At 37.8% G+C, this 15,806-nt stretch carries 16 protein-coding genes; 10 read left to right on the top strand and 6 right to left on the bottom strand.

The window, feature by feature from the left end; translation table 11 throughout:
• Positions 1-2 precede the first annotated feature (2 nt).
• Entirely contained in the window at positions 3-941 is a 939-nt protein-coding gene (locus HBN50_RS08885; protein ID WP_273869335.1) for an adenosylmethionine decarboxylase, read from the bottom strand.
• Positions 942-1,198: 257 nt separating this feature from the next.
• Here HBN50_RS08885 and HBN50_RS08880 point away from each other — a divergent pair, with 257 nt between their 5' ends.
• A complete protein-coding gene (locus HBN50_RS08880) occupies positions 1,199-3,154 on the top strand; it encodes a sigma 54-interacting transcriptional regulator (RefSeq protein ID WP_273869334.1) in 1,956 nt (651 codons plus the stop codon).
• Here the strand turns inward: HBN50_RS08880 and HBN50_RS08875 are convergent.
• Positions 3,151-3,567, bottom strand: a complete 417-nt coding sequence (locus HBN50_RS08875; protein WP_273869333.1) for a secondary thiamine-phosphate synthase enzyme YjbQ — start codon at positions 3,565-3,567, stop codon at positions 3,151-3,153. The genes HBN50_RS08880 and HBN50_RS08875 overlap by 4 nt on opposite strands.
• 81 nt (positions 3,568-3,648) lie before the next feature.
• Here HBN50_RS08875 and cdaA point away from each other — a divergent pair, with 81 nt between their 5' ends.
• From cdaA to HBN50_RS08830, 9 genes are all read left to right on the top strand, one after another.
• On the top strand, positions 3,649-4,461 hold the full coding sequence (gene cdaA / locus HBN50_RS08870) for a diadenylate cyclase CdaA (protein ID WP_273869332.1): 813 nt from the start codon (positions 3,649-3,651) through the stop codon (positions 4,459-4,461).
• 2 nt (positions 4,462-4,463) lie between these two features.
• Positions 4,464-5,393: a CdaR family protein gene (locus HBN50_RS08865; RefSeq protein WP_273869331.1), complete on the top strand. Its 930-nt coding sequence runs from the start codon at positions 4,464-4,466 to the stop codon at positions 5,391-5,393.
• A 25-nt stretch (positions 5,394-5,418) separates the two neighbouring features.
• Entirely contained in the window at positions 5,419-6,789 is a 1,371-nt protein-coding gene (gene glmM / locus HBN50_RS08860; protein ID WP_273869329.1) for a phosphoglucosamine mutase, read from the top strand.
• A gap of 11 nt (positions 6,790-6,800) precedes the next feature.
• Positions 6,801-7,553 carry a pyridoxine 5'-phosphate synthase gene (locus HBN50_RS08855; protein WP_273869328.1) on the top strand — a complete coding sequence of 251 codons (753 nt, stop codon included), beginning with the start codon at positions 6,801-6,803 and terminating at the stop codon, positions 7,551-7,553.
• A gap of 11 nt (positions 7,554-7,564) precedes the next feature.
• The gene (locus HBN50_RS08850) at positions 7,565-9,151 is read left to right on the top strand and encodes an NAD(P)H-hydrate dehydratase (RefSeq protein WP_273869327.1); all 1,587 of its coding nucleotides are present in this window, start codon (positions 7,565-7,567) and stop codon (positions 9,149-9,151) included.
• A gap of 9 nt (positions 9,152-9,160) precedes the next feature.
• The gene (gene tsaE, locus HBN50_RS08845) at positions 9,161-9,607 is read left to right on the top strand and encodes a tRNA (adenosine(37)-N6)-threonylcarbamoyltransferase complex ATPase subunit type 1 TsaE (protein WP_273869326.1); all 447 of its coding nucleotides are present in this window, start codon (positions 9,161-9,163) and stop codon (positions 9,605-9,607) included.
• A gap of 359 nt (positions 9,608-9,966) precedes the next feature.
• The gene (locus HBN50_RS08840; protein ID WP_273869325.1) at positions 9,967-10,524 is read left to right on the top strand and encodes an Rrf2 family transcriptional regulator; all 558 of its coding nucleotides are present in this window, start codon (positions 9,967-9,969) and stop codon (positions 10,522-10,524) included.
• Positions 10,508-11,671 (top strand): cysteine desulfurase family protein, encoded by a 1,164-nt coding sequence (locus HBN50_RS08835; protein ID WP_273870848.1) that lies wholly within the window; start codon positions 10,508-10,510, stop codon positions 11,669-11,671. The genes HBN50_RS08840 and HBN50_RS08835 overlap by 17 nt, the downstream gene beginning before the upstream one ends.
• Positions 11,672-11,841: 170 nt before the next feature.
• Positions 11,842-12,120, top strand: a complete 279-nt coding sequence (locus tag HBN50_RS08830; protein ID WP_273869324.1) for an HU family DNA-binding protein — start codon at positions 11,842-11,844, stop codon at positions 12,118-12,120.
• 141 nt (positions 12,121-12,261) lie between these two features.
• On the opposite strand, the gene HBN50_RS08825 is transcribed toward HBN50_RS08830, so the two are convergent.
• The 4 genes from HBN50_RS08825 to HBN50_RS08810 all read right to left on the bottom strand — a co-directional run bounded on the left by HBN50_RS08825 (position 12,262) and on the right by HBN50_RS08810 (position 15,509).
• Positions 12,262-12,414 (bottom strand): hypothetical protein, encoded by a 153-nt coding sequence (locus HBN50_RS08825; protein ID WP_273869323.1) that lies wholly within the window; start codon positions 12,412-12,414, stop codon positions 12,262-12,264.
• Positions 12,415-12,515: 101 nt separating this feature from the next.
• Positions 12,516-13,322: an ankyrin repeat domain-containing protein gene (locus HBN50_RS08820; RefSeq protein ID WP_273869322.1), complete on the bottom strand. Its 807-nt coding sequence runs from the start codon at positions 13,320-13,322 to the stop codon at positions 12,516-12,518.
• Positions 13,323-13,331: 9 nt separating this feature from the next.
• A complete protein-coding gene (locus HBN50_RS08815; RefSeq protein WP_273869321.1) occupies positions 13,332-14,708 on the bottom strand; it encodes a D-alanyl-D-alanine carboxypeptidase in 1,377 nt (458 codons plus the stop codon).
• Positions 14,709-14,732: 24 nt separating this feature from the next.
• Positions 14,733-15,509, bottom strand: a complete 777-nt coding sequence (locus HBN50_RS08810; protein ID WP_273869320.1) for a trypsin-like serine protease — start codon at positions 15,507-15,509, stop codon at positions 14,733-14,735.
• Positions 15,510-15,806 lie beyond the last annotated feature (297 nt).

Genomic DNA, 15,806 nt, shown 5'->3' with positions numbered 1-15,806 from the left:
AATTAAAACTCCTCAAGTTTATAAGGGGCAAGTGTTTCTTGTACATGTTTGTAGAAGTGAGAAAACGTTACTGTGTATCCACATCCAAGCTCTCCTTGGACTTTTCTCTTATCAGTATATGCATCTGGAACTTGCGCTATCAGTTGCGGAATATTATCCGAGTTAAATGTAATGAGGTCAAATGATCCCGGTCTAAAGACTTCAAGTGGGATATTGATTTTTTCAACAAGGTCGAAATTCGTTTCAAAACTAATATATGAACTCGACTCTTGAGGTGTGATATGAATCGTTAAGTAGTGCTCGTCTTTAATCGCATTAAGAGAGTATCCATATGGTTCAAAGACAAAGTCATCAATAATAAAGCCAGGAATCAATTTATCAAGTGCTAGAAAATCTCTTAAGACTTCTTTCGTCTGATTTTCTTTTGTAAGTACTTCGATGCATTTTGGACAAATATCATACATCAGCAATTCGTAAGTTTTATCCAAGTTTGTTGGTTTGTATTCCTTATTAATGTGGAATAGGTAATTGTGGTGTCCATCAATTTTTCCAAAGCGGTAAGCTTCACCATCAATTGTTTTTTTAAGTTTCTTTACGTCATCGAAAAATGTTGTCGGCTGAAGATAAGAGAAGTACTCATTCTTTCTTTGGAAGATCAATTGTCTTACGGCTTCTTGGCCATGGGTTTCTAGGAAGAAAACAATCGAATCAATCAATGTCGTTTGACCACAAGTGATGAGAAGAAAATGATCTTTCCATACAAAGAGAGATGATTCACTTAAAAGATAAGCATCACAGTGTTCATTAGAAATCGTTGATAATATAGTTGCGTTGCACTTAGCAACGAGCTCTTTCCAGAATTCTTTGTCTAGTTCTCTCAAATTGATTTTTGAACTATCAACAATGAGTTCGCACTTCTTTTCAGATCCTTCAAATAACAAGGCCCATCTCCCGAAAAAATAATGATAAGTAATGAAGTTTTATACACATTTTTTGAATAATCACCAAAAGAAAAAAGAATTTAAGGAAAAAAAAATATCTCAGGGCCGTGTCGCAAGTCGTTGAAAGTTCATTCATTTGCCATTCACAATCTTTTGTTTAGTCTTCTTGCCTCATTTTTAAGGCAAAACGCTTAAGTTTTGCTCTCTCTCAACCGAAATGTCTAAGAGGAAAGGCCATCAATCTTTAGGAGTGAGTTATGCTCGCAAGTTTTCAAGAGTTTAAATTTTACCAGTCATTTAGAATTCCAGTTGAAGAGGCAGATGATCTGCGCTTTTTGATTCAAAAGGAAGATGAATTAGGAAATGATGTTTATATAGAGGACGGAAAGTTACAAGATATCTCAGTGACAGGACTTGGATTCTCAACGAAAGAGAGAATCTCAGTTGGTACGCCTCTTACAATCTCACTTCAATTTAAGAAGTATCACCTAGACCTAACAGGGCAGGTTGTTCGTGCTTTTTCTAATACAATTGAAGATGAAGAAATTATCTATGGTGTAGAAATTGATGAAGAGAAAAAGATTCATAAATTTTTAGAACAATATATTCTAAGCTTTTCAAGTGAGCGCTTGAAAGAATGTCTTATCGATTCAGCGTTAAAAGAGCGTTATACCAAGGCAAGTGAAGGCTTTGAAATGTTCTCGCTGCTGCTCTCTCTATTTAAGGACATTACTCATTTTGGTGATAAAGAAGGCTTTCTTGATAATATGCTAGAAGAGGTTGTTCGTATCATGAACGCTCAAAGATCTTCAATTTTTCTGATCAATCCTGAGAATAATGAATTAGAGGCCATTGCAGCTCTTGGCTGTGATAAGGACCAGTTGAAATTTGATTATAGACTAGGTATTGCTGGTTCTGTTTTTACAACAGGCGTGGCCCTTAATATTGATGTGCAAAATGATAGTTCACGATTTAATGAGTGTTTTGATAAAATGCTCGAATTTCAAACGAAGTCAATTATCTGCCATCCAATTCACAATAGAGAAGATAAGATCATTGGTGTTATTGAAGTTATCAATAAGAGAAACCAAGATCGTTTTACCATTGAAGATGAAAAGACAATGAAGGTTCTTGCCCTTGTTTTCTCTTCGGTATTTCATGGTTTCAATCCAATTAGTGAGACTTCACAGTTAAGAAGATTCTCTCAACCGTTTGATAGAAAATTCGCGCTTATTGGTAAGCATCCTCACGTGGGAAGTCTTAGAAATTCAATTATTAAAATTAAAGACCTTGATGAGCCAGTTCTTATTCATGGTGAAAAAGGTGTCGGTAAAACACTTTATGCAAAGATTCTTCACCACGAAGGATCAAGAGGATTACATTCTTTTGATACCATTCACTGTGAAGATAAAGATGTGGCCCATTTAGAAAAGAAACTTTGGGGGCCAGGAGAACAAGAGTGTGTTCTTACTTCTAATCAAGGTGGTACAGTTCTTCTGCATGAAGTTAGCCAGTTAAGTCTCGAGCAGCAAAGAAAGCTTCATGAGATTATTAAGAAGAGAGGAATTCCTGAATCAAGAATCAATATAGATGCTCGTATTATAGCAACAAGTTCAAAAGATCTTGGGAAGCTTGTTGATGAGGGGTCTTTTGATAGAGAGTTTTATGAATTCTTATCAAGTGCATATATTGCAATAGAGCCTTTAAGAAGAAGGATCGATGATCTAGAACTTCTTACTGAGTATTTCTTAAAGATCGAATGTAAAAAACAAGGTCTCCTTTTAAAAAGCTTTTCACCAAAAGCAATGCAAAAGATGAAAGACTACGATTGGCCAGCGAATGTTAAAGAGCTGAAGACTTGTATTGAAAGAGCTGTTCTTTATAATCCAAGATCTCACGTTATTACAGAAGTTGCCCTTGAAAATACAACGACACCTCTTCTTGACTTTAATCACAAGCAGAGAATGTTTGGATCAATTCCTTTTGTTAGTGATTTCAGCATTTCACTTAAAGATAGAATTGCTCTTGTTGAAAGAGAGATGATTCTTGCTGAGATTAAGAGAAATAACGGAAATAAATCTAAAGCAGCAAAAGAGATGGGAATTTCTAGAGAGGCTTTAAGAAAGAAGCTTCTTATGTCTAATAAGGTTCTGGATTCTCTAGAAGGTGATTCTTCTCCAGCTTCTTTAAGCGAAGAGAAGAAGGCCGCCTAATCAAAAAACGGTTTGACTAAAATAGATCTGGTCTTGGGGTCATCTCTAAATTCACAGAGATAGACTCCTTGCCAGGTTCCTAAAATAAGTTCGCCCCTTTCTACAATGATACCAAGATTTTGATTCATTAAAATGGCCTTCATATGAGAAGGTGAATCATCTTCGCCCTCGTCTGTATGGGTTATAAATTTTAAATCCCTTGGGGCCAGATGTTTTAAGAAATTTTCTAAATCGATTCTTGCACTTGGATCGAAAGACTCATTGATTGTTAATCCTGCACTAGTATGCGTGATAAATAATTGAATCATTCCACTTTCATTTGAAAAGAGGTCTTTGGCCATTTTACGAAGCTCTCTTGTTACATCGTAAAAGCCTTCTCCTTTAGTTTGAACGTTAAGTTTTTTATAAGTCATATTTAACCTTGCAAATTGCTCAATTATTTTGAGATGATAGCCGATAAAGACAAGTAATTAGTCTAAATAGAGGAATAGATCATGCAGATCTTAGATATTTTTGTCAATCAGATGAGTATGAAAGACTTCGTCGATGTCTTTCTTGTCGCTGTTTTATTATATCAAATTTTAAGAATTGTTCACGGAACGAGGGCGCTTCAAATGCTCATGGGAATTGTTATTCTTGTGGGATTTTTCTTTGCGGCCCAGTATTACAAGTTTTACTCGCTCAATTGGATTCTTAGACACTTTTTCGATTCTTTCTTTCTTATTTTCATTATTCTTTTTCAAGATCAAATTCGCTCTGCACTTGCAAGTGTTGGTACAGGTAAAAAGTTTTTTGGTTTTTTTCAAAGACCAGAGGCTGAACTTGATATTGAAGAGATAATTGAAGTTACAAGTGCAATGAGTAGAAAGAGAATTGGTGCCCTCATTGTTTTTGAAAGAAAAAATGGTCTCTACGATTATATTGCAACTGGTACGAAAATGGAGTCACATATCCATTCTGATATTTTGTATTCAATCTTTCAGACGAAGTCTCCACTTCACGATGGTGCTGTTATTATTCGTGGTAATAAGATTGCGGCCGCAGGTTGTTTCTTACCTTTATCGAAGAACGTTGAGATTGATCGACATCTGGGAACGCGCCATAGAGCGGCCCTTGGTATTAGTGAAGTTACCGATGCTATTGTTGTCACGGCCAGTGAGGAAACGGGTCGCATCAGTCTATGTGTTAAAGGTGTTTTTTATCCTTGTGAAAATGAGGGGCATCTTCGCCAGTACATGAAGCACATTTGGGCCCAGGAGAAATTAAGTAAAGAACTCGCTCCGATTACAAGTGTGGAAAAGGTTTAATCATGGTCATTCGATCTAAAAAGAAAATAAATAAGGGGAGAATCGAGCGAACTTTTTTAAAGCTCGTCAGCATATTGCTATCGCTTTTTCTTTGGTTTTATGTCGTCAATTCTGAGCCACAAGAAATTGTTAAGCAGATGCGAATCGATTTTATTGCGCCAACTGGTCTTGCGGTCTCTAAGGCCGAAACTAGACAAGTGAGTGTTAAGCTTAAGGGGGCGCGTGCCTTTATCAATGATATTATTGGAAGAAATGAAAAAATAAAAATTGATCTCTCAAAAGTTCCTTTTAAAAAGGGAAAAGACTTTCAAGTTCATATTGGTCCAAATGATATTGCTGTTCCATTTGGTGTTGATGTTCTCGAAGTTATACCTCATGAAATTACACTGGGGCTCGATAGAAAAATCAAAAAGTATATTCCCATTCGCGCTAATTTAGTTGGTGGGCTTCCAAGTGAACTTAGACTTGTGAAAAAGGAATTGCTACCAAAGAGAATTCTCATTGAGGGGCCTGTTGAATTAATGCGCAAAACAGGACTTATTCGCACTGTGCCAATCGATATCTCAGACTTAGAGGGAAGCGGTGAGCTAAAAATAGCTCTCACCGAATTGGATGAAGGCATTGGTTATGATCGCGATCAGATGATTGTCTTTGATTATAACGTCCGCGCTAAAACGGCGAATATGACCCTCAAAAATATTCCCATAAGGTTTTTAAGTTCAAAAAAAGTTACGAGTGCATCGAGTCGTATGGTTTCAATAGACGTTCTTGCGCCCGATGGCGTTTCTATAAAAGAATCTGATGTGCAGGTTATCGCCGATGTACCTGAAGGGAAAAAAGGAAGAGTACGCGTTAAACTCAGAGCAACACTGCCTGAAGGCGTTCATCTTTTGCAAATCAATCCACAATCTATTAATGTAAGAGTCCGATAAAACACTCATTTTAAAGAGGAAATGTATGGCACAAAGAAAGCTATTTGGAACGGATGGAATTAGAGGCAGGGCCAATATTTATCCAATGACTCCAGAGGTAGCAACGGCCCTCGGTCGTGCTGTCACTCACTATTTTCAAACTCACGGTAATGGAAAGAGAAAAAAACCACTTATTATCGTAGGTAAAGATACAAGATTAAGCTGTTATATGCTTGAACAGGCCTTTGCTGCTGGCGTTTGTTCTCAGGGGGGAAGTGTTATACTCACAGGTCCTCTTCCAACTCCTGGTGTTGCCTTTGTCACAAAGTCAATGAGGGCCGATGCAGGTGTTATGATTTCGGCATCACACAATAGCTTTGATGATAACGGAATTAAAATCTTCGATGCCAATGGGCACAAGCTTCCTGATGAAGTTGAGCTAGAGCTTGAAGAACTCGTTCTCACGCCTGAGCTTATGACAGTTAGGGTTGGCCATGAGCTTGGAAACGCGAAACGCTTAAAAGAAGTCTTTGGACGTTATATTGTTCATGTTAAGTCGGCCATCAAAGGTGATGTGGACCTTGATGGAATGAGAATTGTTCTCGATTGTGCCAATGGTGCTGGATATAAAGTTGCTCCAATGATGTTTGATGAGCTTGGAGCTGAGGTCATGCTCTTAGGCGTTCAGCCTAATGGTGAAAATATCAACCTTAACTGTGGATCACTTCATCCTGAGAAGGCCGCTGATAAAGTGGAAAAGTATCGAGCAGATTTAGGAATCTGTTTGGATGGAGATGGTGATCGCGTAACGATTATTGATAAAAATGGTGAAGTTATTGATGGCGATGTGCTTATCGGTCTATTCGCTAAAATGCTTCTCGATCAAGGATCTTTGAAAAAAGGTGATACTGTGGTTGGGACAGTCATGTCAAACCTCGGACTTGAAGTTTACCTTAAAAGCTTAGGTTTAAAATTTCACCGTACAAAAGTTGGTGACCGCTACATCATGGAATACATGAGAGAGAGTGGAGCGATTCTAGGTGGTGAGCCATCTGGTCACATTATTTTTAAAGAGCATTCGACAACAGGAGATGGTTCTCTTGCAGCTCTTAAAATGGTTGAAGCAATCAAAACTTATGGTGATGAATTAACAAAAATTTTAGAAGAAATTAAACTATACCCACAGGTAACAAAGAGTGCCATTGTTAATAAGAAAGTTCCTTTCGATACGATTGAGCCCGTTCAAGCAATGTTGAAAAAAGTTGATGAACAATTAGGTGACAAGGGGCGTGTTCTCGTACGCTATTCTGGTACAGAACCTCTTGCAAGAGTAATGGTAGAAGGAGAGAGATTTGATCTAGTGAACTCTCTTTGCGATGAACTTGTTAGTGTTGTTACTGCAGAGTTAGGACAATAAAAGGAAAGACGATGATCCCAAGACTTGGTGTCAATATTGATCACGTGGCCACATTGAGACAGGCCCGTGGAGAAGATTACCCCTCTGTTGTTGAGGCCGCAAGAGTTGTTCTTGAAAACGGTGCCGACCAGATTACAATCCATTTGCGCGAAGATCGACGCCACATTCAAGATACAGATGTGGAGGCCGTACAACTTGTGACAAAGCGCTATGGTAAGCCACTAAACTTAGAACTAGGATGTAATGATGAAATCGTTGAGATAGCCATTGCAACGGCCCCTGAATGGGTTTGCCTCGTCCCCGAAAAAAGGGAGGAGAGAACAACGGAAGGTGGACTGGATCTGGTTTCAAGTACTAACTTTGAAAAAGTGAATAAGACTTGCGAGCTTATTAAGGAAAAGAGTCCTAATACAAAGATTTCTCTTTTTTTAGAGGCCGATCTACAAACACTAGAACTAGCCTCGAAAATGAAAATTGATGCCGTTGAAGTCCACACGGGAGACTATGCTAGAGCTCATCTTTTGGAAGAGGACTATTCAAAGTATTTAACTCAATTTAAAGCTGCCCATGAGTTTTTACTGAGTAAAAAAATCAACTGTCACGCAGGACATGGATTAACCAAAGAAAGTGTTGTTCCACTACTAGAAAATAATCTCTTTGAAGAATACAATATAGGTCATTGGATTATTTGCCAGGCCGTCTTCAACGGACTTGGAAATGTGACAAAAGACCTACAAAGTCTTTTCACTCATTACGATCACTAAAAGGAGTTTCTGTGAGAGTTGTCGATCTAAAGGAAATGATTGAAATTGAAAGAATAACTAAAGAAGAGTTTGGTTTCAGTGAATCTTTAATTATGGAGAATGTTGGTCTTCGTGGTGCTGATTTCATTGAAAAGGCCTTCTTAGATGATCATAACTTTGGAGAGATTGTTCTTCTTGCTGGAATGGGAAATAACGCAGCCGATGGATTTGCTATCGCTAGAAACTTAGCTAATCGCGGGCATCGAGTGCGTGCTTTTGTTCTGTTTCCAAATGAAACACCTCGTGATGAAGTTCTCGTTCAGGCCAAAAGGGCCAAGCGCTACGGTGTACGAGTTAATGAAATTAGAAACGTAGATGAGTTGAGTTCATATTTTTCTCAATCTCAAAATGAATATCTGATGATTGATGCCATTGTTGGTACAGGCTTTCGTATGCCACTTTCCAACTATCTTTTTGACGTTGTTAATCTGGTTAATCAATACGCAACTGTCATGGTGTCTGTAGACATTCCTTCCGGTGTTACTGGCGATAAGGGAGAGTCTTCATCAACGGCGATTCAAGCAGATTATACTCTTTCTATTGGACTTCCTAAGATTGGTCACTATGTAAATGATGGTGCCAGACTTACTGGGGAGCTCTTTGTTATTGATGGAGGTTTCCCTCATAGCTCACTTGAAGGTGGGGATAAGTTTTGTTTGAACTTTCATCACTTTGGAGATGTCGTTGGTCACAGAAGTAAATTTGATCATAAAAACCGTTTTGGACACACTCTTGTTCTTGGTGGCTCTCGTGGAATGACGGGCGCATTGATCATGGCCAGTGAGTCTTGTTTAAAAGTCGGTACAGGTTTAGTTACAGCGGCCACTTGGCGCGATAATTACGGGGAGCTTTGCTCTCGAATTACTCCTGAAATTATGACAGGTCAGATTCCAACTCATAAAGATGAAGTTGAATCGGTTCTTCTTGACCTAGATCATTATGATTGTGTTGTGATGGGACCTGGCCTTGGACTTAGAGAGTCGACAAGAGAGAATGTTGTGAATCTCTTAACGCATTTCGCTGGTCCAGTAGTTCTTGATGCCGATGCAATTAAGTCTCTCTCTTTAAAAGACGATGCTAATTTACTTGCTAAGAGAAAGTATCCAACAATTATGACTCCTCACGTGGGAGAGTTTGCAAACTTCATAGGTAAAACTGTTGAAGACGTTGAAAGTGATCCTATTAGCTATTTAAAGCAAGTTGTTGATGAAGCAAATTGTATTGTTGTTTTAAAGAGCTATTGCACTTTTATCGGCCTTCCAAATGGTGATACTTATATCAACTATATGCCAAATGATGGGATGGCCAGTGGTGGAAGTGGAGATGTACTCGCTGGTATTATCGGTGGGCTTCTGGCACAAAATCCTATTGAGCAAATGACGAGTACACTTTTTATCGATAAGAAAAAAATGTATCAGTCAGTTCTATTTGGTGTTTATATTCACTCTCTTGCTGGTAAGCACGCGTGTGAAGCACTGGGTGCAAGAGCGATGAGTGCAGGCTCTATCATTGAGTATTTGACAGACGCATTTAAAGAAATTGATGAGATGATTGGGTAAGGTTTATTTGTGAAATTACTTAGAGAGTGGAAAAAAGTATTTGAATCTGATCTAGAAAACCTAGCAAGTGAATTAAAAGAAACGGTCGATACACCGGCCGTTATTATTTTATCAGGGCCCGTTGGTGCAGGTAAAACTACCTTTACAAAACACTTCATCTCTTTTGATAGTAAAAATGAAATTCAAAGCCCGACATATTCATTAATAAATGAATTCGGAGACTGTGCTCATGCCGATCTCTATCGACTCGAATCAAAAGAGGACATTGTACATTTAGAGATAGAACTCTATCTAGAAGGAAAAACTTTTTTTCTCGTTGAATGGGGAATGGATTACGCTAGGGAGCTCTCTCGTCATGTTCCCTACGAATTTAGCTTCTATGAGCTCGCATTATCGATTAATAATGGCACTGATCAAGAAAGCCGCAATTTTCTTCTTTCAAAGCTTGACCTCTAGGGAAAAGATTGCCGAAACACCCCATCATATGTACTTTTTACGCTGTGCGCATTTTGTCGACACTCGCTATTAACCGCTTAAAAAAGCCCAGTAAATACCTGAGCTTATTGATCTTTAGCATAAGTGAAACTTAATTTCGTAGAACATGACATTTTTTGTTCTTTTTTATCTGGAAATGAAGTTGACGGGGCTTTCGATTTCTTGTCATACTATTTGTGTAGCTCGGGTTCACTGGAATGAACAAATGCTACAAGATGAAGGCAAAGGACTTGTGACTTCATCGAGAGCGACACGCACATTACGATTCATGAAAGAAAAACCGAGTTCACTCTCTTATTAGGATTTATGGAGGAAGACCAATGAGACTTACATCTAAAGGACGTTACGCTGTAAGAGCAATGTTAGACTTAACTGTTCACAGCAATGGAAACCCTGTCCGTCTGCAGGAAATTTCACAAAGACAAAACATCTCACTACACTACCTAGAGCAGCTTTTTAGAAAGCTAAGAAATGGTCAAGCAGTTAAGTCTGTTAGAGGACCAGGTGGTGGATATGTTTTATCTAGATCAATGGATCAAATCACAGTTAAAGACGTATTAGACTGTGTTGGAGAAAATATTAACCCTGCTAAGGACATTCTTGGAAGTGAAGCAGAACAAGCGAACACAGTAGAATTTCATCTGTCTAAGAATTATTTTCAAAACCTTGGTGTTATTATGAGCGAATACCTAGCGACAACTTCACTAGGTGATCTTGTAAGAAAGTCTGTTGAGATTGAAATTCCAACTCAAGAAACTTCTTCTCAAAATAATACAGGTAACGAAACTGTAACAGAGTCTACAACTTCTTCTTCTGACGTAACTTTGGGTGGCCTAGCTTCTGCTATTAGGAACCCAATTGGTGAAATTAATCAATAACAGATTTTATTTCGATTATAATGCAACATCACCCTTAGCGCCTTCTGTTCAAGAATGGATCGCTAAGGGTGATTTACCTTTTGCAAACCCCAGTTCAATCCATCATTCCGGTAAACAAGCTAAAAAGCATATCAACGAAACGACTGAGTTTCTTTTTGATACTTTTTCACTTGAGAAATCACATGATGTCTTCTATCACTCTGGTGCTAGTGAAGGGATTAACACTATTGTAAAAGGACTGTCTTTTTCAGCTTTCAAAGAAAAGAAGAAGTTTACTTTTATTCATTCGAAAACTGATCATTCATGCATTAACAACCTTAGAGAAGATTTAGAGCTTCTTGGTCATAAAGTCATTGCTTTTGATGTTGATGATCAAGGTGATATTTCTTTAGAGGAAGTCGTCTCCCTAGTAAAACAATGCGAAGGTGAAGTCTTACTGAATTATACTTTTGTCAATAATGAGACAGGGGTTGTGTGGCCTTTAGAAGACGCCTTAAAAATTAAAGAACAAACTGGTTGTCTCGTTCACGTTGATGCCGTTCAATCAATTGGAAAAATTAACGAGTGGGAAACAATCAAAGAGGAGCTCGACTTCTATACTTATTCTGCCCATAAATTTGGTGGAATGAAAGGAGTTGGTTTTAGTTTTGTTCGTCACGGCCTACGATTTCATCCTCTTGTCAGAGGTGGGGGACAGCAACAAGGTATGCGCTCTGGAACGGAAAATGTTCCTGGGATCTATTCTATAAAACTTGCACTAAAAGATTTGATGGCCTCTTTTTCTTATGAGGAGTTGAAACAAGCAAGAGACTTGATAGAAGAGCATCTTTTATCTTTAAGTTCAAGGCTTGTTGTCGCCGGAGCTAAAGCAAAGAAAAGAAATGCGAATACGATTTATCTTATTATACCAGGTCAAAAAGTAGATGTTCTAATGACTGCTTTTGACTTATCTCGAGTTGATATTTCATCAGGTTCAGCTTGTTCGTCAGGGGCCATCGTTCCTAGTCGTGTCTTATTAAGTATGGGATACAGTGAAGCAGAGTCAAAATCGGCAATTCGGTTTTCTTTCTCTCATTTAATGAGAAAGGAAATGGTAGATGACTATATCGAGGTTATAGGACGCGTTTTAAAGCGTTTTTTAAAGTAGGAAGTGTCAAAAGGTGCATTGACATTGGTTTGTAGATGTGCCTTTCGTGAAATGCCGCTCTATCATTGAAGTTTTTTAGCTTTTTTGTCATTTTTTTTATTTCAAGTACTTGTCAAAATTAAGAAAATACCTCACCATTGAATTACGTTATTAAACTGTATGGAGGCATTATGAACAAGAAAGAATTAATTGAAGCAATTCTTAAAGACAAAGAACTTAACCACATGACTAAGAAAGATGCAGAAGCATTCCTTAACAAGACAATTGACGTTGTTAAGAAAACTGTTAAGAAAGGTGAAGACGTTTCTCTAATCGGTTTTGGTTCTTTCTCTAAAGTTAAGAGAGCTGCTAGAATGGGTGTTAACCCAGCAACTGGTGAGAAGATTAAAATTAAAGCTAAAAATCTTCCAAAATTTAAGCCAGGTAAAGCTTGGAAAGATATGTTCTAATTAGAACTTTCAAAAAGTTTTTATCTAATGACTGGAGCCTTTGTGCTCCAGTTTTTTTTTCTTTTTTTGGATAAAAATTGAGAGCAGGCTGGGAATGAGGAAAGAATTTGGGAATTGAGTGCCTGCCCTCAAATTTAAGGTCTAGTGACCTTGATTGAATAATTTTTCCATTAACATTTTTTCTTCAAGGTTGATTGTTTTCTTCATTTCAAGCTTCAATAATTCTTGATCGCTTGAGTGACTTGAAACAAGAAATTTAAAAACGGCATCCATGACATTTCTAAGTCGCTTCATCTGTTCCCCCGAACATGTATAAGTTGTTTTCAAGATGATACTAAAGTGAAATGTCTCGTTTGTGTTTTAGGATTTTATTAAGTTTGTGTTGAGATAGATTTTTAATTGAATAGGTCAACAATTCTTGTGAAGTTTGATTCTTTAGCATATTGAGAGGGCGTTTTACTCTTAGCATCCTTTGAAGAGCGCGCCCCGTATTTTAAGAGCTCTCTAACAATCTGCTCATGTCCTTCTTTAGCGCTAAAGTGGAGGGCCGTTTCTTGATAGCGTGTCTGATCATTTACTTGCGCTCCTGCCTCCAGAAGCAATTTGAGAGTCTTTAAATTGCCCTCTCTTGCAGCGTCCATTAGGAGAGTGAAGTTTTTCTTGTTAAATTTAATATTGGGATCAGCACCCATCTCTAAAAGTTTAGAGACAAGTTGTTCATCTCCATCACTACTGGCAAAGACCAGTGCACTTTGGTTTCTTTTATCCTTTAAGTTGATATTGATTCCTCTTTCTAGAAGTCCTTTGATCAGTTCTTTATTTTGGGCATGAATGGCCATCATTAAAAATGACTGTCCACTTATTTCGCCTTGATAGTTGAGATCAATTTTTTGTTGATCGATAAGTTTGAGGATTTCGCCGTGCTTATTTTCAAAGATAAGTTCTGCGTAATCAATTTGAGTTAGTGCTTTTGTTCGCTCATTACTTTGCTTTAGATGATCTATTCGAGCTTCTCTTTTTGATGTGTCTTTGAGCTCTTTTTCTTTTTTCTGTTTTGGTAGGGGGAGTGAGGGAGGGTTTTTCCGTTCAAAACTTCTGTTTAATTGTTTTTTAGATTTTTGAGAGTAGTAATTTTTCATCGTAACGACGGCAAAGGCCAGCGTCGTTACGATAAAAAGAATCTTTAATATTTTTATTTTCATAAAAATAGTTTACTTCATTAGTTGATCTACTGGAAAGAAGAACTCATTTGCATATTCAATTTTCTTTGGTCCACCATATTCATCAATGATTTGCGATACGAGCTCATTTTGGGCCATCTTCGCATTTCCTTTCCACCCTCTAAGTTGGTGGAATACTCCAAAAAAGTGCTCTCCTTTTTGAGAATAGACTTTTCCTGCAAGTGCCGATGTGTGAAAGAGTGTACCTGTTTTTGCTACCATTGTATTAGTAAGTCTAGGTGTATTAAGTCTTTTCTTAAAAGTTCCACCATCGCTACCTGGAACGGCGACAACTTCTTTAATATGCCTTTCGATTTCTTTTAACTTTAAATCTAGTCTTTCAATGAGTTTAACTACAACCGCACATGTGGAATAGTTATCGACTCTTTTTTTATTTCTTTTGGTATTAAGACCTGAACCTGTAAAGAGCTTGATCGTACTTTCACCCTTATCAAATTCTTTTCTTGTTTTCTCATATTCAGGATAAATCTCTTCAATCACTGGTGTGATATATTTATCAAATTCTTTTTCACCACCAAGTTGGTCGAAAACTTGGTCAGCAATAAAGTTGTTCGATTTAATATTCATATATTTCAAGTAACGAGCAAGTTCTGGTGAGATGTGAGTATAAGTTTTTAATGCCTCTGGCATATCTTTAAATGGATTTTCGTCTTTATATTCAACTTTTTTGACTTTAAGACTAATTTCATCAAGCGATGTTTTTATTTGAAGCTTTTCTATAATTTCTTTTGGAGTTTCATTAATAAACGCTTTATAGGCCTCTTGCATTTTCTCCCATGTGTCTGTGTTGAAAAAATACTTAAGGTTCATCGCTGTTCTTTCTTTTGATGTGTTAAAGATCCATCCGACGTAACCCTCAGCTCCTGTTACAACTTTCATCTGTGTCGCATAACTTAGGGAGCGATCTTTTTTCTCTACAACATGGCCTGTGAAGGCAAAGAAATCTTTGTTAAAACTTAGAGTGTCGATCTCTTGAATACCGAGATTGTTAAGTTGAGAAAGAAAGAAAAAGAGCTTTCTTTTTGTATTGAGCATATCACCATCGCCTTCGATATGAATATCGTTGTCGTGGTGATAAAATTTTGTCGTGTAATGAGAGTCTATTCCCATTTTCTCTGTGGCCCATAACGTTGTAATGAGCTTTGATACTGAAGCAAGGCGAACTCTTCGATGGGGATTAAGACCTTTAATTTCACCTTTGTCATCAGTATAGCAAAAACCGTGATATTTCGGTGTTAGATCGTAATCGTCATAAATTTGTGCATATTTGCTTTGGTCAGCACTAACAGTCCCAATAGTGAGTCCTGTCAGTAGAGACGCTAAGATTAGCGCTTTTGACATCATCATTCCCCCCCAGAAATGAATTCGTTTTTAAATATTTTTTTCGATCCAGTCTCGGTGTTTTCTTAAATCCGAGTAAAAGGAGCGATGGCAAATTTTTTTGAAATAAGATTGATTCGCAATCTCATCTTCGTAAGTCTTGCCGGAGTTTATGCCAAGAATGAAAGTGTTCCTACCATCTGTGTAAAAAAGACCATTTCCACTGTCACCAAGGGCCAAATCAATTCCACTGATTAAACTTTGATCGAGGTGATTGAATTGGCAAAGAAAGTCTTTTTCTTTAACTTTCAAAAACTTTTTCTTTAATTGGCCTTTATTGCCATTTTCGTCGTGGCCAGTTCCAAGAACAAAGAGTGAGTCGCTGGACTTGTTTAACTCTCTTATGTCGAGATCTTCTTTCGCAATGATAATCAATTGATCTTTCATTGGAGCTTTATAAAGTTTTATAATGGCCAAATCATTTTCACTTCTAATAGAAGAATCATCTTCATAATCAGGGTGAAAAAGGAAGTCTTCAACTTCATAGATTTGATCTTGAATAAGGATCTGAGTTTCATCGGGCCAAAGATTCTCTAGGCAGTGTGCCGCCGTGAGAAGTGTTTTCTTTCCCAGATAGACTGCTCCACAGATGGAGTCATAGTTTTTTAAAAGCCGCGCACTAAATAGGTAGCTGGATTCATCAACATGCTTTCCGTGGATGATTCCACCCTTAAGTCCGACAAAGTCATTTGAATTAACGTTCTGCTTACCACATGAAATAAACGTCACAGCGAAAACAAATGTGATGACCATACCTAAAGAGTGCACGGCATTCCCCCCAAAAAACAATGATTGATTTATAGCACCGCGTAAAAAAATGTTTAGGGGGCATGTATTATTTATTCGATGGCACTTTGTCCAAGGTAAAGGTTTCATTGTGACCCTGATTTTTCTTGTTGATACTAGGCCGGTGCCAAGGGGCACTTGGGCACTATAGTGCTAAGTAGCTGAAGATAGGTGATTTTAATTGTCGGGTATTTTGGCACGTGTCTTGCTTATATACAAATCAAGTTGGCCGGACAATTTAGGCCTTGGAAGAAAGTCTACTTCTTGTCCCACTGTCCC

The sequence above is a fragment of the Halobacteriovorax sp. GB3 genome (assembly GCF_028649655.1).
Classification (GTDB): Bacteria; Bdellovibrionota; Bacteriovoracia; order Bacteriovoracales; family Bacteriovoracaceae; genus BSW11-IV.
This window is presented reverse-complemented; position numbering and strand designations above follow the sequence as displayed.

Bases quoted from the DNA above. Each gene is read 5' to 3' on its own strand.
- HBN50_RS08830 (WP_273869324.1), top strand. From the start codon at position 11,842: ATGAACAAGAAAGAATTAATTGAAGCAATTCTTAAAGACAAAGAACTT.
- HBN50_RS08815 (WP_273869321.1), bottom strand. From the start codon at position 14,708: ATGATGATGTCAAAAGCGCTAATCTTAGCGTCTCTACTGACAGGACTC.
- HBN50_RS08875 (WP_273869333.1), bottom strand. From the start codon at position 3,567: ATGACTTATAAAAAACTTAACGTTCAAACTAAAGGAGAAGGCTTTTAC.
- cdaA (WP_273869332.1), top strand. From the start codon at position 3,649: ATGCAGATCTTAGATATTTTTGTCAATCAGATGAGTATGAAAGACTTC.
- HBN50_RS08840 (WP_273869325.1), top strand. From the start codon at position 9,967: ATGAGACTTACATCTAAAGGACGTTACGCTGTAAGAGCAATGTTAGAC.
- HBN50_RS08880 (WP_273869334.1), top strand. From the start codon at position 1,199: ATGCTCGCAAGTTTTCAAGAGTTTAAATTTTACCAGTCATTTAGAATT.
- glmM (WP_273869329.1), top strand. From the start codon at position 5,419: ATGGCACAAAGAAAGCTATTTGGAACGGATGGAATTAGAGGCAGGGCC.
- HBN50_RS08820 (WP_273869322.1), bottom strand. From the start codon at position 13,322: ATGAAAATAAAAATATTAAAGATTCTTTTTATCGTAACGACGCTGGCC.
- HBN50_RS08865 (WP_273869331.1), top strand. From the start codon at position 4,464: ATGGTCATTCGATCTAAAAAGAAAATAAATAAGGGGAGAATCGAGCGA.
- HBN50_RS08855 (WP_273869328.1), top strand. From the start codon at position 6,801: ATGATCCCAAGACTTGGTGTCAATATTGATCACGTGGCCACATTGAGA.
- HBN50_RS08825 (WP_273869323.1), bottom strand. From the start codon at position 12,414: ATGAAGCGACTTAGAAATGTCATGGATGCCGTTTTTAAATTTCTTGTT.